The organism is Acinetobacter sp. TY2 (genome assembly GCF_046269225.1).
Taxonomy (GTDB): Bacteria; Pseudomonadota; Gammaproteobacteria; order Pseudomonadales; family Moraxellaceae; genus Acinetobacter.
Genome location: NZ_JBJZOR010000005.1, coordinates 42,254 through 62,459, shown reverse-complemented (window position 1 = coordinate 62,459; position 20,206 = coordinate 42,254). Strand labels below are relative to the sequence as shown.

The window sequence follows — 20,206 nt, the reverse complement described above, 5'->3', positions numbered from 1 at the left end:
AAATTTTGCGGGATTTTTTTAATCTATTCTCAGCAAAAATCTTAAGCCGATTTTACCTTTCCTAAAGCTTCACCCATGATGACATCAGAGTTGGCTTTTAAATAGTCATCCCAAACAATTTTATCTTTTTCAAATAATACAATCGCAGTCGACCCTAAGTAAAAACGCCCAAGTTCCGCACCTTTTTCAAGTTGCATCTCGTGATGATTCAACTCCACACGACCTGTAGGTTTCACTTTACCTGTCGCAACAGTTTCAATACCAGCCACAATCATTGCACCGACTAGAACCACTGCCATACGACCAAGTTCAGTATCAAACAAACATACCATACGCTCATTACGTGCAAATAAACCTGGAATATTTTCCGCAGTCGTTTGGTTTACAGAGAATAATTCACCTGGAATATATAAAGTTTCTGTTAGTTTACCTGCAAATGGCATGTGTACACGGTGATAATCTTTTGGTGACAAATACACCGTTACAAATTCACCTTGTTTAAAAGGTACTGCAAGTTGTGGATCACCAATCAATTTTTCAACTGAAAAACTTTGACCTTTAGCTTGAAATACATCGCCATCACGAACTTTGCCAATTTGAGAAATTGCACCATCGGCAGGACATACAATATGCAGTGGATCAGGATCAACACTACGAATACCATCTTTTAATGCACGGGTAAAAAAATCATTGAATGATTTATATTTCAGCGCATCAGTTTGTTCAGCAATAGACATATCAATGCCATATTTCGCTTTAAAAGCTTGGATGACCACATTTTTAACAAGAGGATTTTCACTTGCAGCGACTTTACCCACCACACGACTCAATTGTTGTTGTGGTACAATACGCTGTGCTTGAATAAAAATTTGTTTTTTTAAATCAGAAGTAAGACTCACGCAGGTGATTCTCCAGTAATTATTGGACTGTCAGAACGATTACCCCATTCGCTCCATGCACCGTCATACGCCACAATATCCCAATTCAGTAATTTTCCAACAATATATGCCAGACCTGAGCGGTGATGCGACTGGCAATACACAACAACAGGCTGACTAAGATCAAAGCCTAACTGTTCAAGTCGTTGCTGTGTGCGTTCTAGGGAATGCAATTTTAAATGATTTTGACGTGCAATTGCAGTACTCCATTCAAAATGTCTTGCTCCCGGAATATGACCACCACGTCGTGCTGTCATTCTGAGCCCTGTATATTCATCTTCTGTACGACAATCCCATAGCTGAATTGCTTGCTGTTCAACCTTTTGGCGTAAATCATCGTATTGAATACGAAAATTTTCAACCTGACTCAAATCGACTTTTACCGATGTGGACGGCGAGTCAAATTCTTCAATATCTGATGATGTTGGGTAATCTGCACCAAGCCATGCATGAATACCACCATTGAGTAAACTGACTCGATCAAAACCCAGACAATGTAAATTCCAAATCAATCGCCCTGCCCATGCTCCACCCTCATCATCATAAACCACCACATGATGATCAGGTGAAATTTTTAAATAATCAACCAAGGCTTGTAAGTCTGCTTCTTCAGGTAAAAGCCCTGTAGCAGTTTCTTCAAGCTGAACCAATTGCCCAGGTTTGACATGGATGGCATGTGGAATATGAAGTTGTTCAAAAACCGAGCTTCGGCTTAAGTCGACAATACGCAGAAACGTATGTCCAAGATGGGGTAAAAGTTGGTCGGCATTGACCAATAATCCAAAATTAAACAAAGGTGCTGTCATAAGATTTTTCGAATTTTAGTTCATCATTACAATTGATCTTATCACAGCACGTTTGGCGATAATGCTGAATTTCAGGGATTCTTAGCTGAAATTCAAATATCAAAAAACCATTATTTTCAAATGATTTTAAGCCGATTTTTCTTCATCAGAAATATCAAAAACCTGCCGTAAATAGGCCAAGAAAGTATCGTTATCGGTCATAGTTTTACCTGGACTATCTGAGATTTTGGCAACAGACTGACCATTACATTCCACGAGTTTCAATACGATATTGAGCGGTGTTTGTCCCATATCATTGGTCAAATTTGTGCCAATACCAAAACTCACTTGGAAACGATCTTTAAAGTATTGATGCAAAGCCCAAGCACGTTCAACATCTAAACCATCACTAAAGGTTAGCATTTTAGTACGTGTATCAATTTTCAACTTTTTATAATGTTGATAAGCCTTATCACCCCATATAAATGGGTCACCACTGTCATGACGTAAACCATCAAATAGCTTGGCAAAATACAAATCGAAATCACGTAAGAATGCATCCATACCAACCACATCGGTCAGAGCAATGCCCAAATCACCACGATATTCTTGCACCCATGTTTCAAGCGCAGATTTTTGGAAATCACGCAAACGAACATCAAGAGCTTGGAATGCTTGTAAAAATTCATGCGCCATCGTTCCAATTGGGTAAATACCCAATTCACGTGCAATCATGACGTTACTCGTTCCACGGAAAACCGCAGGCACAGCTTCATGGAATGTTTGAATGACATGCTTTTGCCAATCTAGGCTATAACGGCGACGAGTACCAAAATCTGAAACCAAGAATGGTGGATCATTTGGATTTTGTTCTTTTGAATATTGTTTTAATTGTGCAACTTTAGCTTGTAAACGACGTTCACCTTCAACCAGTACATCATCTGAACGAATACGGCTAAAGTAAAGCTCATTGACTATCGCAAGGACAAAAATTTCAAACATCATGGCTTGAACCATTGGACCTTCGACCCAAATATCCAAACGCCCTTCACTGTCAATTCCCGCTTTAATAAAGCGTCGTTTCAGTTGGAATAACTCCAAATAATCAACAAAATCGCTTTTGATAAAACGTAATTTCCGTAAATAAATCAGTTCATCTTCGGCAAATTTTAAGTTACATAGATGGTCAAGTTGTTCGTTGAGATCCGCCAAAATATCGACCAAGGGATAAACGGTATCATCAAGATTTCGACAACGAAAATGGTAAACACTATCGGCTTGAGGGAATTTATGTAACACGACTTGTAACATGGTGAATTTGTACAAATCAGTATCGAGCAGGGATTGGATAATTGGAGCCATATCTATTTTTGATTTCGCTATGCTTATTTCATTAAAGCATATTTTTTTCGCAAAGAAGCCATGTTCTGACTAAATTTAAGAAATTTTAAATAACTCATACCAATACTTTGTTTTTTTATCGAATTCAATGTAGTAAGTAGACGAATCGTTTAACTCGATACAGCTTTAGATGAGCTTTTAACAAACATTCATTATAATAATATGTTAATAAAATGAGAATTTAATATTTTTTTATGCATAATTGTTGAAATATCAAGCATACTTAATTAACATCTATGTATTAATAAAATTACATTTCTTTACCTAATAGAAATAATTACACATTTACCCCCAACCAATAAATGGAAAATTAAGTATGGCTAAATTTAACTTAGATGAATTAAATCAAATTGATGGCTTCGTAGCTGCGGCACTTGTAGACAGCGCAAGTGGTCTAGCAATGGCTGCTCTTGGTTCAGGCCTTGATTTAGAACTTGCTGCTGCAGGCAATACAGAAGTAATTCGTGCAAAGCGTAAAGTTGCAAAAGCATTGAATTTAAATGATAAAATTGAAGATATTTTAATTACACTTGGTAAGCAATACCACTTACTTCGTCCGCTTGATCGTAATGACGAATTATTCCTTTACCTTGTACTTGACCGTCAAAAATCAAATCTTGCAATGGCTCGTCACGAGTTGAAAGCATTTGAAAAAGGTCTAGATTTTTCTTAATTTGGTTTAGTTATACAAAAAAAGCTGGCAATGCCAGCTTTTTTAATCAAAAAAATATTTCATCTTAATTATAATTTTTTGCAAAATAATTCTACTTCTTTTCTATATTCATTTTCGTTGCATATTCAACGCCATGGGTATTTAAATATTCTCGAATTAATTGGCGTACAACCTGAGAAGGTTTCAAATCTTGCTGACTGCATAAATCTTCAAAAGCTTGCTTTTTTACAGGATCAATCAAGATTGTCAGCCTTGCCGTCTTATTTTCCATAATGCAGATTCCACAGCCCAGTTAACATTAAATGATAATATGATTATCATCATTTTTTCACAAGTTCTTTTCATCAATCTATAGGACAACATATTTAATCGATAAAGTATTAAACAGAATGCATATTTTCAGCAAAAGCAATAAAACACATATATTTTATATGGAATTGTATATTTTGCAATGTTGGTATAATTGTCAATTATTTATATACTCAACCAAGCTAAGCCATATTTTTACAAACCTCTTAACATCAATATTATTCGTATCTAATCAATACACTCTCTTGTTACACTAAGCTATATTCATCATCGTTTTAAAGAAGTACATGCGCGCACTATTACAAAGAGTTCTTGAGGCAAAAGTTGTTGTCGATGGTCAAACTACAGGCAAAATTGACACAGGAATTTTGGTCTTTTTGGGGATTGGTAAAGAAGATAACTTCGAAAAAGGCAAAAAGCTGATTGATAAAATCTTAAAATATCGTTTTTTTGATGATGAACAAGGAAAAATGGGCTGGAATATCAGTCAAGCCAATGGTGGCTTACTTCTTGTTTCACAGTTTACCCTCATGGCACAAACACAAAAAGGCTTACGTCCCGACTTTGGGCCTGCTATGCCACCAAACGATGCCCAAGCCTTATACGAGCAAATTGTTACTTATGCACAAGAACAATTTGAGCATGTACAAACAGGCATTTTTGGTGCAGATATGAAAGTTCACTTGGTCAATGATGGCCCAGTAACCTTCAATTTAGAAGTAGAATAAAATGTCAAAGCAAAATATCTAAGACAAAAAAAATCCTCGAATTCGAGGATTTTTTAAATCGTATTAACGCCCAGTTTTATCTTTTAAAAATTGACGTGCAACTTTAATTTTGTCTTTTACCGACTTTGGAACCTTAGGTGGAATCAAACGCGCCACTTGGTTAAACCAAACGAGTAGACTGAAATCACCTTCCATTTTGATCGTACCATTTTGCATGCCTGTCATGAATGCAGATGGATCACCCTTAATTAAGGTTTTAACACCCTGCTCGCTATCTGCAAATTGCAAAATAAAATCTGCTTTTTGCTCATCACCCGAAACGGTATCAATTTGACCATTATTGACTAAAATTTGACGAGCAACACCAAGATCAGTCCCGATTTGAATACGGAACTGACGGTCATGTGTCAATTCAACAAATTTTGGACTCGTACGAGCCAATTGTTTCATACGTAATGCTAGTCCAAGTACCATCAAGTCAAGCGGGTCTGTACTCGCATCAACAATAGGTAACTTTACAACGGGTATTGAAGAAAGTTTCATGACATTTAAGCCTGTTGTTTTAATTTAAAACTGTGGAATTCAGAAATTGGATCACATCCTAGCATATCTTACTATTTTTAAGCCGTAGTTATTTACAAATGTTTTGACCCATTTGTCACTTTATTCAATAGCAAATTATCTATAAAAAAAGGTATATCATTTTGATATACCTTGATATGTCTAACATTAATTTTTTTAGTGTAAAAATAGTCAGTTTAAACTGTAATGTCTGTGCATATTAAAGATGTTTGAGCTAAAAATGACTATTCATCTTCATACACAGGCGTATGCTCAATATATTGACGACGCGCTAAAGCTTTTTGCGCTCGGTTGTCTGCACCAAGTAAAAATACGGTCAATCCGATCATTGCTAAGCTAATGGCGCCCAAATAGCTGAACGCCAAAGACAAGTCTAAAAAATGTTGAATGCCGTAACGGATCGTTTCTAGAATTCCCCAAAACAACATCCCTGCAAGCATAAACCCTAACCAATGACGGTATGGGGAAAATAAAACAGTGATCAACGCTACTGCGATTAGACCAAATCCAATCATCGATGCAAAAGTCGCTGTTACCATAAAAACCTCCGTCAAAACCAAAAATGCTGAATCACATTTAAATCCTGTTTCACAACAATCGAGCACACTTATATTTAATCTTTTTTGCATGCTTATCATGAGCCTTGAAATGCATTATGGAGATTTTTTTTAAGAAGGAAAGTCTTGTTTCGATCTATAACGACACACAATGACGCAACATTGCTTTGTCATTACATTTTTATTTTAAACATTTTGCTGAGAGCCTATTCAGGATCAATTCTTGCGTGTCATTACAAAAAAATACCATTTATTTTTTGCCTGAAAAATCTTTTTTATCGATTGTTTCTACTTTGATCAATCTATTCTTCGCTCTAATAAAAGCCTATCAATCTATCTAATTTATAAGTAAAAAAAGCGACTCGAAAGTCGCTTTTTTGTCATCAACCTGTAAGATTTATTCGTGATTCAAATCTTTGTCGTGTACGCCTAATAAATATAACACGCCATCTAAACCTACACTTGAAATGGCTTGATTAGCATTTTGACGAACCAAAGGTTTAGCACGAAATGCAACACCTAAGCCTGCAATTGAAAGCATTGGTAAATCATTCGCACCATCACCTACTGCAATTGCTTGCTCAGGTGAAATATTCATTTCATTGGCAATTTTCTGTAATAAAAAGGCTTTACGTGCGCCATCCACAATATGACCTTTGACTTCGCCTGTAACCATGCCATTTTCAACATCTAAAATATTGGCATGCACTTCATCAATGCCTAATTTTGCTTGTAAATATTCAGCAAAATATTGGAAACCACCCGATAGAATTACTGTTCGGTAACCGAGTGCTTTTAAGGTTGAAATTAAACGCTCCGCTCCTTCTGTCACTGTTAAGCGTTCAGCAATTTTAGGAAGAACAGAGGCATCCATACCTTTGAGTAAGGCAACACGTGCACGGAAACTTTGTTGAAAATCAAGCTCACCTTGCATAGCACGCTCAGTAATTTCAGCAACTTGCTCACCTACCCCTGCTTCAATCGCAAGCTCATCAATCACTTCTTGCTCAATGAGGGTTGAGTCCATATCAAAACAAACCAAACGGCGATTACGGCGATACGCATTGTCTTCTTGTACAGCGACATCAATGCTTAACTCAGCAGAAAGACGTAAACATGCTGCTCGCATGGCTTGTGCATCAAGCATTTGCCCTTTTAAACCAAACTCAACACATGAGCGTTGCAAAATATCTTGTTGTCCATCACGCTCAGGACGACCTGACAAACGTGTCACCGTTTCGATGTTAAAGCCTTGATTCGATACGATCTGCGTCACTTGCTTTAAATGCTCCGCAGTCAGTTCGGGTGCAAGTGCCGTCACGATATAACGTGTACGTCCACCTTCACTAACCCATTGATCGTAATCTGTGCCTGTGATTGGTTTAAATCGAACTGTTAAACCGATATCATGTGCTAAAATAAGGATATCTTTCATTGCAAGTGCAGTCGCAGTCTGATCATCTGACGAAACAACAATGCCTAAAGTCAATTGATTATGAATAACCGCCTGACCGACATCGAGTATTTGCAAAGAATGTACGGAAAGTACCTGCATTAACCGAGTAAACTGATTCGGCTGGTCAGGTCCTAAAAAGGATATAAGAATGATTTCTTGCATGAATTGACTCGGGTCTGAGCTACAACTATTGTTAGAATCATAATCGAAATCGAATATTTTTTCTTTGGAAGTTTACGTTGAATGCACCAAGACAAGGGCTTTTTGCTAGCCTACTTACCGTAAGTTTTGCATTACACACATTTTTATTGGTAATCGCAACCACTCACCAACTGAACGAAAATCGTGCGAGTCAGGGACAACTGATGACAAGTCAGCTCGTCACAGACAGCGTTGCTGAGCTTGAACCTGCCAATACGGTGTCCTTAGCTTTACTTGCCAATCGTTATGCGACCAATCCAAGTGTGGCATCTATTCGCATTCTCGATGCTAAAAATCAAGTGCTAGCAACGAGTGGCATGGCAAAAACTCGTCAGGGTGAGGTTTTTGTCCGTGATGCGCTACAAAATGAAAAGAAAGTCGGTAGCATTGAAATTACGCTGATTAAACCAAGCATTGGTGAAATTCTACGTACACAATGGTTAGCCATTTTAGTTTCACTCATTATTCATGGCTTATTGTGGTTAGCATATCGTGCGATTGCTCGACCAACACGTAGTGAATACTTGGCACGTGTAAACCATGAGTCACGTTTGAAACATGAAATTATTCAATTGACTGAAGCACTTGCAGCAGAAAAATCTGCACAAAGTTTAAGTCATGCGGTTGCAGCGCAAAAATCTGAAGTAGCAAAAGTCGAAGTCGCTCAAACAAATCCTTCTGAAATGAAAAATGTTTTAGCACTCAACATTCAATTTTACGATCCAAAACAGTTAATCAATACTATTAACAGCTCTGTATCTAAACCGTATTTTAATTTGTGCCAAATTTTCTTAAATAAAAGTATTGTCCTGTGTGCACAACATTATAAATTGTCTTCAAACGATTTTATCCGAGAGCAAGAATTTAACAAAAATGGTGCAACCATTAGTATTGCAGCTGATCGCCCTGATGCAGCAACATGTTTACTGATGATTGGTTCAGTGTTCCAACTGTTATCTGAAGTCCTCTACAAACGCTATCGTGAAGAAAAACGTTTTGTCCTACAAACTCGTAGTGCTGTTGCCTCGCAAGTCGAAGATATGAAAATCAATTCAGCACAAGCTGCAGAACGTCTATCACAGCATCTAATTGCTCGTGAAATGGCACTATACTTGGACAGCCAACACTTAAAAGTCATTACTGATCATTATCAGTTGGTCGCATTGCCAAATCCAAGTAATGTACTAACACGCCATGCGTATATGATTAATGGCATGAATAGCGAATCGGCTGAACTTGCCCAAGCCATTCGTACTGAAATTTTACAAAGTAAGAAAAAAGCAGCGCAACTTGAATCTGAATAATTTCATCTTCTAAGCCAAGCTTTAAAAATCCCTGTATAACAGATGTTGTACGGGGATTTTTTTATCTTGCCCAAAATATAGATAAGGACTAAATAAAATCTGCAAACTGAATGTTCAATGTTTAAACTAAAACAATCACCTTTCAATTTTTCCTCCCTTTTCATTCCCCTACCAGCTTGTGTATAACTATGTACGGCAACGCCACATGATAAGCATAGGCAAAACATGTAAAAACACGTTAGACTATAGCGCAATGAATTCAATCAAAATGTCCGACAGACAGAACAAAAAGGTGAAGGTTGATGCCGCTCAATACCGTTGAAGAGCTTGTAGCAGATATCCGTGCAGGCAAAATGGTCATCCTCATGGATGATGAAGACCGTGAAAATGAGGGTGATCTGGTGATTGCCGCGACTCACGTTCGCGCTGAAGACATCAACTTTATGATCACCCATGCTCGAGGCTTGGTTTGTTTAACACTGAGTCGTGACCGTTGTGCACAGCTAAATTTGCCTTTAATGGTCGATGCGAATGGTGCTCAACATGGAACAAATTTTACGCTTTCAATTGAAGCCGCGAACGGTATTTCAACAGGTATTTCCCCTGCTGAACGTGCGCATACGATTCAAACAGCAGTTGCTGCACATGCAAAACCTGCGGATATTGTACAACCAGGACATATTTTCCCTTTGATGGCACAGCCAGGTGGCGTATTGCACCGTGCAGGTCATACAGAAGCAGGTTGTGATCTTTCACGTTTAGCGGGTCTTGAACCTGCCTCTGTGATTTGTGAAATCATCAATGAAGATGGCACGATGGCACGCCGCCCTGATTTAGAAGTTTTTGCTGAAAAGTATGGCTTGAAAATAGGCACGATTGCTGACCTAATTCATTACCGTATGACCAATGAACAAACAGTTGAACGTATTGATCAACAAAGCATTGATACTGAATATGGTACTTTTGATTTGTACCGCTACCGTGAACTCGGCAACCCTGACATTCATATCGCTTTAGTTAAAGGTGAGCCTAAAGAAGGCATCACGACTGTTCGTGTACATGGTTTCAACCCTGCACGTGACTTGCTCAAGCTAAACAAAAAAGATGGTGAGCCTGCTTGGAACTTAGATAAAGCACTCAAAACCATTGCAGACAGTGATCGTGGTGTTTTAGTTTGGATCGGTCAGCGCCATTTATCGGATTTAGGCCCTGCCTTAGAAGAACTTGGTAAACCAAAACCAACCAAATCAAATTCTGCACTTTCACAACAATATCAAACCATTGGTGTGGGTGCACAAATATTACGTGATCTCGGCGTTGAGAAAATGAAACTGCTCAGCTCACCATTACGTTTCAACGCATTATCTGGTTTTAACCTTGAAGTTGTAGAATATTGTTCTGCAGATCAAACTAAAAACTAATAATTTGTAAACAGATTTCTTTTTTCTATCACCGCCTTTTGAATTTTTTAAAAATACAAAATGGATGCACCAGATAAAAGAAATCTATTAAAAACTCTTGTGAAATCATCGAGGTTGCTATGGCGATTCGCCGAATTGAAGGTTTATTACATCTTGCGAGCGAAGACCGTTACGCAATTTTAGTTGGTCGTTTTAACAGCTTTGTTGTTGAACATTTACTTGAAGGTGCAATTGATACGTTGCATCGTCATGGCGTTAGCGATGATAATATCACTGTCGTTCATGCACCTGGCGCATGGGAACTTCCTGTTGTCGCTAAAAAATTAGCAGAGTCAGGCAAATTTGATGCTGTTATCGCACTTGGCGCAGTGATTCGTGGTAGCACACCGCATTTTGACTTCGTTGCTGGCGAATGTGCCAAAGGTTTAGGTGTAGTTGGTTTAGATACTGGCTTACCTGTGATCAATGGTGTATTGACTACGGACAGTATTGAACAGGCGATTGAACGCTCTGGTACAAAAGCAGGTAATAAAGGTGGTGAAGCTGCCCTTACTGCTATTGAAATGGTTAACCTGTTAAAGGCAATTTAAAGCATGTCGCAAACACTCCAAGCTACTTATGCAGCAAAACGTAAAGCACGTCGCTTTGCTGTACAAGGGATTTATGAATGGCAAATGAGCCACAACCCAGTCCATGAAATTGAAGCACGTACTCGTGTAGACAATGCCATGCACAAAGTGGATCTCGGCTATTATCATGAGTTGCTCACTGAAGTGATCGCAAACCATGAAGCATTGGATGCTTTACTTTTACCCGTTCTAGATCGTGAAATCAAAGCACTTGATGGCGTGGAATTGGCGACTTTGCGTTTAGGCGCTTATGAGCTCAAAGATCACATCGAAATTCCATATCGTGTTGTGCTAGATGAAGCGATTGAATTGGCAAAACACTTTGGTGGTGCAGACAGTCACAAATACATCAATGGTGTATTAGACCGTCTTGCAAATAGTCTGCGCGAAGCAGAAAAGCAACAGGCTAAATAAGCCTTCGTTGTATTTGACATGGCTGAGTTTTCTATTATTGACACTTATTTTAATCGTCAGAAACTTTCTGATGACGATTTAGGTGTCGGCGATGACTCAGCCTTAGTCACTCCCCCTCCCGGTCACCAGTTGGTCATCTGTGCAGATACCTTGGTTGCTGGTCGACATTTCCCTTACGATACTTCACCACATGCCATTGGTTGGAAAAGTGTCGCTGTTAATTTATCTGACATTGCAGCAATGGGTGCTAAACCTCATAGTATTTTGCTTGCACTGAGCTTACCCCAAATTGATCATGCTTGGCTCAAAGGTTTTAGCCAAGGACTATATGATTGTTGTGATCAATTTGGTGTGCGCTTAATTGGTGGTGATACCACACAAAGTCCTCATCTCACCCTTTCTGTCACCGCAATGGGATGGATTGAAACAGGTCAAGCCGTCACACGTTCAGGCGCTCAAGTCGATGATTTGGTGGTCGTCAGTGGTACAATCGGTGATGCTGCATTTGGATTACAACACTTAGGGCATCCCTTACAACAACGTCTTGATTATCCAACGCCACGTTGTGAGCTCGGTCATTTGCTCAGAGGTTTAGCTCACAGCATGATTGATATCTCTGATGGATTAGCACAAGATCTCGGGCATATTCTCAAAGCATCACAGGTTGGTGCTATTCTTAACCTGAATGAACTACCTATCAGCCCTGCACTTAAAAGCCTTCCTGAATCGCAGCAATTGCAATACGCACTCGCAGGTGGTGATGATTATGAGTTATGTTTTACAATAAGCCGCCAAAATTACGAAAAACTTTTGCAATTACAACCCAATGTAAAAACAACAATCATCGGGACAGTAAAACAGCAATATGGACTCACTTTTGAAAAAGATGGCTTAGATCACTCTCTTCAATTTAATGGATATCAACACTTTGCATAAACCGCCTATTGTCTTTAAAAATATGACTTGGTCTGAACGCATCATTGTATTTTGTGGTGTTGGTTTTGGTTCAGGACTTGCACCGAAAGCACCTGGAACGTTTGGTTCTGCATTTGCTTTATTATTTGTGCCTCTGTGGCTTGCAATGGGTTTTTATGGCTCTATCTTAACCATAACAATTATGTCACTGATTGGCATTTGGATTTGTGGTAAAACCGCCGAAATTATTCATGTACATGATGACGGACGTATTGTTTGGGATGAATTTGCAGGACAATCTATTACATTTTTGCCCTTAATTTATTTAGGTCAAATAAACTGGATTTGGGTCTTGGTCGGATTTGGACTCTTCCGCTTATTTGATGTGTGGAAACCATGGCCTATACGTGTCATCGATCAAAAAATTGATGGTGGCTTTGGTATTATGTTTGATGACATTATTGCAGGACTTTGGGCTGCGTTATGTATTATAATTTATCTATATTTTAGAATGGCTTAAGCCAAAATAATAGGGTGTTTTATGTCAACAACAGTAATTATTCTTGCTGCAGGTAAAGGAACACGTATGCGCTCCCAATTACCTAAAGTGCTACAGCCCTTAGCAGGAAAACCATTATTGGGTCATGTAATTGAAACAGCAAAAAAACTACAAGCTAAAAATATTATTACAATTTTTGGTCATGGCGGTGACACAGTACAAAAAGCTTTTTCACATGAAAATATTCAATGGGTTGAACAAGCTGAACAGCTCGGTACGGGTCATGCAGTCAAAGTGACTTTACCTGTATTGCCAAAAGATGGAGTCTCACTCATTCTGTCAGGCGATGTGCCTTGTGTTCAACAAAGTACACTACAACGTTTGTTAGATGTATCAACAGCAACAGGAATTGGTTTAGTGACATTAACCCTTGCTGATTCTACAGGCTATGGTCGGATTGTACGTAAGGATGGAAAAATTCAAGCCATTGTTGAACATAAAGATGCGTCTGAAGAGCAGCGTCAAATTAAAGAAATTAACACTGGTATTTACTGCGTCAGTAATTCCAAATTGCATGAATGGTTGCCAAAACTGAGCAATGACAATGCCCAAGGTGAATATTACCTTACAGATATCGTAGCAATGGCTTTGGCTGATGGTATGGAAATCGCCTCAATTCAACCTGAATTGGCTTTTGAAGTTGAAGGGATTAATGACCGTATTCAACTTGCTGCTTTAGAGGGCGAATTTCAAAACTACCAAGCTAAATTATTGATGCAACAAGGCGTGCATATTATTGATCCGCATCGTTTTGACTTACGTGGTCAGTTGCATGCAGGACAAGATGTGTGTATTGACATCAACGTGATCATTGAAGGTGAGTGTACTTTTGGTGACAATGTTGAAATTGGCGCAGGTTGTATCATTAAAAATACCACCATTGCAGCAGGAACCAAGGTTCAACCGTATAGCGTATTTGACAATGCAATTGTCGGTGAAAATGTCCAAATTGGTCCTTTTGCTCGCTTACGTCCTGGCGCTAAACTCGCGAATGAAGTCCACATTGGTAACTTTGTAGAAGTAAAAAATACGACTGTTGGTGTAGGTTCTAAAGCCAATCACTTCACTTATTTGGGTGATGCAGAAATTGGCGCAGGCTCAAATATTGGTGCGGGAACCATTACCTGTAACTATGACGGTGCAAATAAACATAAAACCATTATTGGTGACAACGCTTTTGTTGGTACGAACAACTCTCTTGTCGCACCAATTACCATTGGCAATGGCGCAACCACAGGTGCAGGCTCAGTCATTACTCAAAATGTTGCGGATAATAGCCTTGCATTTGAACGTGCAAAACAAATTTCAAAAGAAAATTATCAACGCCCTCAAAAGATTGCGAAATAAAAGGATATAAATATGTGCGGAATTGTTGGTGGCATTGCTGAACGTAGCATTACAGATATTTTAATTGAAGGTTTAAAGCGTCTTGAATACCGTGGTTACGATTCAGCAGGCGTTGCATTGGTCGATCAAGGTCACATTTTACGTGAACGCCGTGTCGGTAAAGTTGCCAATTTGGCAAATGCAGTGTCTGAATCAAAAATTGTAGGTTCACTTGGTATTGCACATACCCGTTGGGCGACTCACGGGAAACCGACTGAAAATAATGCCCATCCGCATATTTCAGGTACTGTAGCTGTCGTTCATAACGGTATTATTGAAAATTATCAAGAACTCAAAGATGACCTTGAAGCGCTTGGTTATGTATTCACATCACAAACTGATACAGAAGTTGTTGCACATTTAGTTAATGATGCACTGAAAACAACACCTGATTTAATGAAAGCTGTTGAACAAGTTGTTCCACAACTTAAAGGTGCTTATGCACTCGGTATTGTGCATACAAATCATCCTGATGAACTCATTGTTGTACGTGAAGGTTCACCACTTGTGATTGGTGTGGGTATTGGTGAGAACTTTATTAGTTCGGATCAATTGGCTTTATTGCCTGTAACCAACCGTTTTATGTACCTTGAAGAAGGTGATATTGCACGTATTACTCGTTCAAGTATTGATGTTTATGTCAACGGTCAAGCGGTTGAACGTCCAATTAAAGAATTAGATGCTACTGTCAGCAATGCTTCAAAAGGTGAATATAAGCATTACATGCTCAAAGAAATTTACGAGCAACCTGAAGCAATTCAGCAAACCATCTCTCAAGCACTCAATGGTAATGCTCTACGTGATGATTTCTTGAAAAATGCTGAAATTGATTTTACCAATATTCAACAAGTACAAATTTTAGCCTGTGGTACAAGTTATCATTCAGGCATGATTGCAAAATATTGGCTAGAACAACTCATTAATCTACCTTGCCAAGTAGAAATTGCAAGTGAATTCCGTTATCGCTCACCTGTGATTGTGGCAAATACATTATATCTATGTATTTCTCAATCTGGTGAAACGGCCGATACCCTTGCAGCACTCCGTGATACGCAAAAACGTGCCGCTGAAAAGAATCTATCGATCAGCACCATGGCAATTTGTAACGTAGCAACTTCGTCAATGATTCGTGAAACTGATCACCACTTATTGACACTTGCAGGTCCTGAAATTGGTGTTGCATCGACTAAAGCATTCACCACTCAGCTTGCAGCGCTGATGTTATTGGCATTGAAAATTGGTCAAGTAAAGCAAAGTATTTCGACTGAGCATTTAACAGATATTGCAGCAGCTTTGTGGCATACACCAAAAGTAATTTTGGATACTTTACAGCAAGATAAAGACATTTTACGTTTATCTGAACTGTTCAAAGAAAAGCAACATTGCTTATTTTTAGGTCGTGGTACACAGTTCCCAATTGCTTTGGAAGGTGCATTGAAACTGAAAGAAATTTCATATATTCATGCAGAAGGTTATGCAGCAGGTGAATTGAAACACGGTCCATTGGCATTGGTTGACAATGACATGCCTGTGGTGATTCTTGCACCAAATGATGACATGCTCGAAAAATTAAAATCGAACATGGAAGAAGTTCAAGCTCGTGGTGGTGAACTATTTGTTTTTGCAGATGAAAATAGCGGAATCAAGGAAAAAGATCGTCAGCATATGGTCAATATCCCAACTGTCGATAATTGGTTAGCGCCAATTGTGTACAGTATTCCTGTTCAGCTTTTGTCTTACCATGTTGCGGTTCTTCGTGGTACTGATGTGGATCAACCACGTAACTTGGCAAAATCTGTAACTGTTGAGTAATCAAATGCTTAATAAGATGTGTAGCATATAATCACGCTACCCTAGTTAAAATAGTCAACCTTAGCGTTGGCTATTTTTATTTCAAAATCAGTCAATCAGAATCTGATTGACGCTGTTTAAGCTGTACTTTTAAAATTTTCCCTACAGCAATAATCGTTTGACGATCCGAATCCAAAGCGCCATATAACAGTGCCATTTCCCTCATCTCTAGAGTAATATCATAATGTGGATAGGATGCATTGCGATGAAATAATCGAGCATCAATATTCATATTCTGTGCAAAGATATGTAATTCTTCAAGTGTATCTGCCATCAAATGACACCACAGCTTCTCTTTAAACTGTACACGGGCACGATCTACATAAACTGCCACAAAAAGATTTCCTTAAAATGTAAAATGCTTGAATCATCAATATTTTAAATCCTAAATGCAACTAATCAATATTGAATCCTTGTTGTAAATTGGAATCATCGCATACAAAAAAGAGAGCCGTAGCTCTTTTAATGATTCAAATTTTTAAGATTGATCTTCCTTCATATTATCCGCTTTCGCTGCCCAATAAGTTGCCAAAGCAGGCCCTGAAATATTGTGCCATAAACTAAAAATTGCACTCGGTACAGCCGTCACGGGAGATGTGGCAAAATGCAATGCTGCAAGCGTCACACCTAAACCTGAATTTTGCATACCGACTTCAATCGAAACGGCTTTGGCATCGGCATAAGGTAGTTTAAACAAACGACTTGCCCAATAACCAAGTAGAAAACCCAAGCCATTGTGCAACATCACTACGCCTAAAATTAGTAAGCCTGATTGCAAAATAGAAGCTTTACTTGCCGCAATAATTGCAGCCACAATTAAAACAATCGCAATCACTGAAATCAGTGGCATTACCTGAATATATTGTTCTGTTTTTTGCTTAAAGAATGTTCTGAGCATTACCCCTAAAATAATCGGGAAAATCACCACTTTTAAAATATCAATAAACATTGAACCTGCATCAATCGGAATCCATTGACTTGCCAACACATAGAAAATAGCGGGTGTTAATACAGGTGCAAGAAATGTCGATACAGAAGTACAGGCGACAGAAAGTGCGGTATTGGCTTTTGCCATATAAGCAATCACATTAGATGCTGTACCTCCTGGGCAACAACCGACAAGAAGTACACCGACAGCAATTTCAGCAGGCAATTGGAAAATTTGACATAGCGCATAAGCCAGCCCTGGCATAATCACAAACTGCGCCACCACGCCAATAAAAACTGCCTTTGGACTTTGCAGCACGCCCTTAAAATCATCCACTGTCATGGTCATACCCATTCCAAGCATAATAATCCCAAGTACCCAAGGAATGTAGGCTTTCATCCATACAAAAGCTGAAGGAAAACACAACGCAATAAAAGCAAAAAATACGACCCAAAGTGCAAAGGTTTTTTGTATAAATTGATTGAATTTTAAAATAACCGACATCAGTGACTCGCTGCAAAAATATCTTGTGCAACCACGCGTTTCACGCCAGATGCCAACATGTTTTGCCATGCATGTTGCAATGAACCTTGTAAATCAATGGCTTTGGTTGCATCTGCAATCACATAAGATTTAAAGCCCTTTTTTGCTGCGTCTATTGCTGTCCATGCCACACAAAAATCAGTTGCAATCCCAACAATATAAACCGTATCAACCCCTCGTTCTTTTAAATACCCAGCCAAACCTGTTGATGTTTGATGATCGGCTTCCATAAATGCCGAATAACTGTCAATTTCAGAATGAAAACCTTTACGAATAATCAATTGCGCACGAGGAATATTCAAATCAGGATGAAAATCAGCATCATGTGTGCCTTGTACACAGTGCGATGGCCACAAAACTTGTGTTCCATAATTCAATTCAACAGTATCAAATGGATCTTTCCCAGCATGATTTTCTGCAAAAGAAATATGGTTTTCAGGATGCCAATCTTGTGTCAGAACAATATTATCGAAATGCGTTGCAAGCTGATTAATCTTTGGAATAATTTGATCGGCATGAGCCACAGCCAAATGACCTCCAGGTGTAAATCCGTTCTGTACATCCACCACAATTAAAGCGCTATTGCATTGCATTTTTATCGTCCTTTTTTCAATCTTCGTCTTTGAACATACTATATATTGACACTCAGTATCTAAGCCTTTGCAAAAAAATAAAATGACTGATTTTCATAACAAAATAATAGTTAGGCAAATCTTGAATGAGTCGTGCTGAAAAACGAGAATAAATCCGAGCTTTTCATGCTATTGATGCATAAAAAAAGTAACTTAATTTATTTTTGAATGTAACGTAGTTGTTGATCTTGCATATTAAACTTAGCAATCAACTTTTTTGGGCTCAATACATCTCTCCTCAAGTGAAGCCTTATTCTTATTGTTCGTATGTGATTAAAACCTTTTTGCAAGTAATTATAAAGAACTTATCTATATGTCACATTCAATCATTGATTGTAACAACAATATTTGTCGCAAAAAAAAATCAACATTAAAAAGCCTGCAATTGCAGGCTCCCTTTTTTTGATATTGTGTATTTAGATCATATTAATCAGCTTCTAAACGGCGGGTTAACAACACCATAATAATCGCTGAAATCACAATACATGGAATGGCTGCTGAAACTACACCAGCAGCCCCGCTACCCATTGCTAAAAGTTGCCCAGCAATTGCAGGTCCCATCATCGCACCAATACGACCTACTGCTGATGCTGCACCCACACCTTGACCACGTAAATGAGTCGGGTAAACAAAGCTACCAAATGCATAAAGTACACCCTGTCCACCAATGGTGAATGTACCCATAATGGCTGCTGCAACAAACATCATGTTTAATGTTGATGCGCCATTTAAACTAAATAAACCAATTAAAATACCCACATACATTAAAATAATCACATAGGCTTTATTCCAACGGTCAATTAGCATACCCAATGATACTGTGCCGATTGCAGCACCAATTTGGAAATATACCATTGCCATACTGCCGTCTTTACGTGTAAATCCTAGCTCGGTAAAGAGTGATGGCAACCAACTCAGCATGATGTAAACCACCATCAAAGTGAAGAAATAGCTCACCCAAAGTAACAATGTACGTGGTGCATATTCACGGCTGAATAAGTCTTTGTACGATAATTCTTTTTTCTCTATCAATGCTTCTTTTTGTACTTTTAAAAATTCACGAGATTCCGGCAAAAACTTGATCATTAACGGTACCACGATCAATGGCACAAGACCGCCCACATAAAAAATCGTTTTCCAACTGCTCGCCATATCTGATGATGCAAGCTGTGCTGCAAGTAGCGAGACAATAATGGCACCTACAGGCATACCGCAATACATCAAACCCACTGCACGACCTCGATTTTTCACCGATACCGATTCTGATGCAAGTGCGATCAGATTCGGCATTGCCGCACCCAATCCTGCACCAGCTAAAAAGCGCACCAATAATAATGAATAGAAACTATTCACCCAAACCGTACATAAGGTAAAAAAAGCGAAAATTGTCACTGAAGCAATCAGTACTTTTTTACGACCAATCTGGTCGGCATAACGACCACCAACCAATGCACCTGGCAGTAATCCTAAAATACCCGCACTAAAAAATAGTCCGAGCTGTGAAGCATCTAATGCAAAATATTCTTTAATTCCTGCTGCCGCAACCCCTGCCGCTTGAATATCGATTCCTTCGATAACTGCAATTAAAAAACAAATCAACACGGTAGTCGTGGCGTGTTTTTTATCGCTTGAAGTCAGGGTTTCATTCATCCTAAAAATCCTTTTGATATAGCCGGAAAATAGCAACGCATCATCGCTTACTCTTTAGCGACAAATAACTATCAAAAAGTGTTAGAAAAAATGAGTTTTATCGTTTAAAAATTTTACTGCCTAATCTAAAGTGCCTCATTATTTAGCCAAAAAACCAATAACTAAATGTAAAACTTGAGTAAAACACTCAGAAATATATATGTTTATCAGAGTCTATTCTCAATCTATAAGAAGATTCAACGATGGCTTATATCATTTAAAACGATCAATAACCTATTAAAAGCCCTTGCCTTTGTTTAAATTTTAATAGCCTTTGTGTATTGCATCATCTTTTTAAGCTCTTA

21 protein-coding genes are annotated in these 20,206 nt (G+C 38.5%); 10 read left to right on the top strand and 11 right to left on the bottom strand.

The window, feature by feature from the left end:
- Window positions 1-41 precede the first annotated feature (41 nt).
- The 3 genes from asd to pncB form a co-directional block, all read right to left on the bottom strand.
- A complete protein-coding gene (asd, locus tag ACK1JC_RS04405; RefSeq protein WP_409510647.1) occupies window positions 42-899 on the bottom strand; it encodes an archaetidylserine decarboxylase in 858 nt (285 codons plus the stop codon).
- A complete protein-coding gene (locus tag ACK1JC_RS04400; protein WP_409510646.1) occupies window positions 896-1,744 on the bottom strand; it encodes a sulfurtransferase in 849 nt (282 codons plus the stop codon). The genes asd and ACK1JC_RS04400 overlap by 4 nt, the downstream gene beginning before the upstream one ends.
- A gap of 126 nt (window positions 1,745-1,870) precedes the next feature.
- Window positions 1,871-3,085 (bottom strand): nicotinate phosphoribosyltransferase, encoded by a 1,215-nt coding sequence (gene pncB / locus ACK1JC_RS04395; RefSeq protein WP_409510645.1) that lies wholly within the window; start codon window positions 3,083-3,085, stop codon window positions 1,871-1,873.
- A gap of 355 nt (window positions 3,086-3,440) precedes the next feature.
- On the opposite strand from pncB, the gene ACK1JC_RS04390 reads away from it, so the two are divergent.
- A complete protein-coding gene (locus tag ACK1JC_RS04390; RefSeq protein ID WP_409510644.1) occupies window positions 3,441-3,797 on the top strand; it encodes a roadblock/LC7 domain-containing protein in 357 nt (118 codons plus the stop codon).
- A gap of 91 nt (window positions 3,798-3,888) precedes the next feature.
- Here ACK1JC_RS04390 and ACK1JC_RS04385 read toward each other — a convergent pair whose 3' ends face one another.
- The gene (locus tag ACK1JC_RS04385) at window positions 3,889-4,068 is read right to left on the bottom strand and encodes a CopG family transcriptional regulator (protein ID WP_409510643.1); all 180 of its coding nucleotides are present in this window, start codon (window positions 4,066-4,068) and stop codon (window positions 3,889-3,891) included.
- Window positions 4,069-4,393: 325 nt separating this feature from the next.
- Between ACK1JC_RS04385 and dtd the strand changes: the two genes are divergently transcribed.
- Window positions 4,394-4,834, top strand: a complete 441-nt coding sequence (gene dtd, locus ACK1JC_RS04380; protein WP_409510642.1) for a D-aminoacyl-tRNA deacylase — start codon at window positions 4,394-4,396, stop codon at window positions 4,832-4,834.
- A gap of 63 nt (window positions 4,835-4,897) precedes the next feature.
- Here dtd and ACK1JC_RS04375 read toward each other — a convergent pair whose 3' ends face one another.
- The 3 genes from ACK1JC_RS04375 to serB form a co-directional block, all read right to left on the bottom strand.
- A complete protein-coding gene (locus ACK1JC_RS04375) occupies window positions 4,898-5,377 on the bottom strand; it encodes an SCP-2 sterol transfer family protein (RefSeq protein ID WP_409510641.1) in 480 nt (159 codons plus the stop codon).
- Window positions 5,378-5,640: 263 nt separating this feature from the next.
- Window positions 5,641-5,955 (bottom strand): AciT family ciprofloxacin tolerance protein, encoded by a 315-nt coding sequence (gene aciT, locus ACK1JC_RS04370; protein ID WP_409510640.1) that lies wholly within the window; start codon window positions 5,953-5,955, stop codon window positions 5,641-5,643.
- A gap of 415 nt (window positions 5,956-6,370) precedes the next feature.
- Window positions 6,371-7,591 carry a phosphoserine phosphatase SerB gene (serB, locus tag ACK1JC_RS04365; protein ID WP_409510639.1) on the bottom strand — a complete coding sequence of 407 codons (1,221 nt, stop codon included), beginning with the start codon at window positions 7,589-7,591 and terminating at the stop codon, window positions 6,371-6,373.
- A 77-nt stretch (window positions 7,592-7,668) separates the two neighbouring features.
- On the opposite strand from serB, the gene ACK1JC_RS04360 reads away from it, so the two are divergent.
- The 8 genes from ACK1JC_RS04360 (at window position 7,669) to glmS (ending at window position 16,070) form a co-directional block, all read left to right on the top strand.
- Window positions 7,669-8,934, top strand: coding sequence for a hypothetical protein (locus ACK1JC_RS04360; protein ID WP_409510638.1), 1,266 nt, complete (start codon window positions 7,669-7,671; stop codon window positions 8,932-8,934).
- 302 nt (window positions 8,935-9,236) lie between these two features.
- On the top strand, window positions 9,237-10,355 hold the full coding sequence (ribBA, locus tag ACK1JC_RS04355; RefSeq protein WP_409510637.1) for a bifunctional 3,4-dihydroxy-2-butanone-4-phosphate synthase/GTP cyclohydrolase II: 1,119 nt from the start codon (window positions 9,237-9,239) through the stop codon (window positions 10,353-10,355).
- Window positions 10,356-10,474: 119 nt separating this feature from the next.
- Window positions 10,475-10,945 carry a 6,7-dimethyl-8-ribityllumazine synthase gene (gene ribE / locus ACK1JC_RS04350; RefSeq protein ID WP_409510636.1) on the top strand — a complete coding sequence of 157 codons (471 nt, stop codon included), beginning with the start codon at window positions 10,475-10,477 and terminating at the stop codon, window positions 10,943-10,945.
- 3 nt (window positions 10,946-10,948) lie between these two features.
- On the top strand, window positions 10,949-11,398 hold the full coding sequence (gene nusB, locus ACK1JC_RS04345) for a transcription antitermination factor NusB (RefSeq protein WP_409510635.1): 450 nt from the start codon (window positions 10,949-10,951) through the stop codon (window positions 11,396-11,398).
- 18 nt (window positions 11,399-11,416) lie between these two features.
- The gene (gene thiL / locus ACK1JC_RS04340; protein WP_409510634.1) at window positions 11,417-12,334 is read left to right on the top strand and encodes a thiamine-phosphate kinase; all 918 of its coding nucleotides are present in this window, start codon (window positions 11,417-11,419) and stop codon (window positions 12,332-12,334) included.
- Window positions 12,312-12,833 (top strand): phosphatidylglycerophosphatase A, encoded by a 522-nt coding sequence (locus ACK1JC_RS04335; protein ID WP_409510633.1) that lies wholly within the window; start codon window positions 12,312-12,314, stop codon window positions 12,831-12,833. The genes thiL and ACK1JC_RS04335 overlap by 23 nt, the downstream gene beginning before the upstream one ends.
- 21 nt (window positions 12,834-12,854) lie before the next feature.
- A complete protein-coding gene (glmU, locus tag ACK1JC_RS04330) occupies window positions 12,855-14,219 on the top strand; it encodes a bifunctional UDP-N-acetylglucosamine diphosphorylase/glucosamine-1-phosphate N-acetyltransferase GlmU (protein WP_409510632.1) in 1,365 nt (454 codons plus the stop codon).
- 12 nt (window positions 14,220-14,231) lie between these two features.
- On the top strand, window positions 14,232-16,070 hold the full coding sequence (gene glmS, locus ACK1JC_RS04325) for a glutamine--fructose-6-phosphate transaminase (isomerizing) (protein WP_409510631.1): 1,839 nt from the start codon (window positions 14,232-14,234) through the stop codon (window positions 16,068-16,070).
- A gap of 91 nt (window positions 16,071-16,161) precedes the next feature.
- On the opposite strand, the gene ACK1JC_RS04320 is transcribed toward glmS, so the two are convergent.
- The 4 genes from ACK1JC_RS04320 to mhpT all read right to left on the bottom strand — a co-directional run bounded on the left by ACK1JC_RS04320 (window position 16,162) and on the right by mhpT (window position 19,850).
- Window positions 16,162-16,443 carry a DUF4031 domain-containing protein gene (locus ACK1JC_RS04320; protein WP_409510630.1) on the bottom strand — a complete coding sequence of 94 codons (282 nt, stop codon included), beginning with the start codon at window positions 16,441-16,443 and terminating at the stop codon, window positions 16,162-16,164.
- 144 nt (window positions 16,444-16,587) lie between these two features.
- The gene (locus ACK1JC_RS04315) at window positions 16,588-17,541 is read right to left on the bottom strand and encodes a bile acid:sodium symporter family protein (RefSeq protein WP_409510629.1); all 954 of its coding nucleotides are present in this window, start codon (window positions 17,539-17,541) and stop codon (window positions 16,588-16,590) included.
- Window positions 17,541-18,173, bottom strand: a complete 633-nt coding sequence (gene pncA, locus ACK1JC_RS04310) for a bifunctional nicotinamidase/pyrazinamidase (protein WP_409510628.1) — start codon at window positions 18,171-18,173, stop codon at window positions 17,541-17,543. Before pncA ends, ACK1JC_RS04315 begins: the two co-directional genes overlap by 1 nt.
- 465 nt (window positions 18,174-18,638) lie before the next feature.
- Window positions 18,639-19,850 (bottom strand): 3-(3-hydroxy-phenyl)propionate transporter MhpT, encoded by a 1,212-nt coding sequence (gene mhpT / locus ACK1JC_RS04305; protein WP_409510758.1) that lies wholly within the window; start codon window positions 19,848-19,850, stop codon window positions 18,639-18,641.
- Window positions 19,851-20,206: the final 356 nt, after the last annotated feature.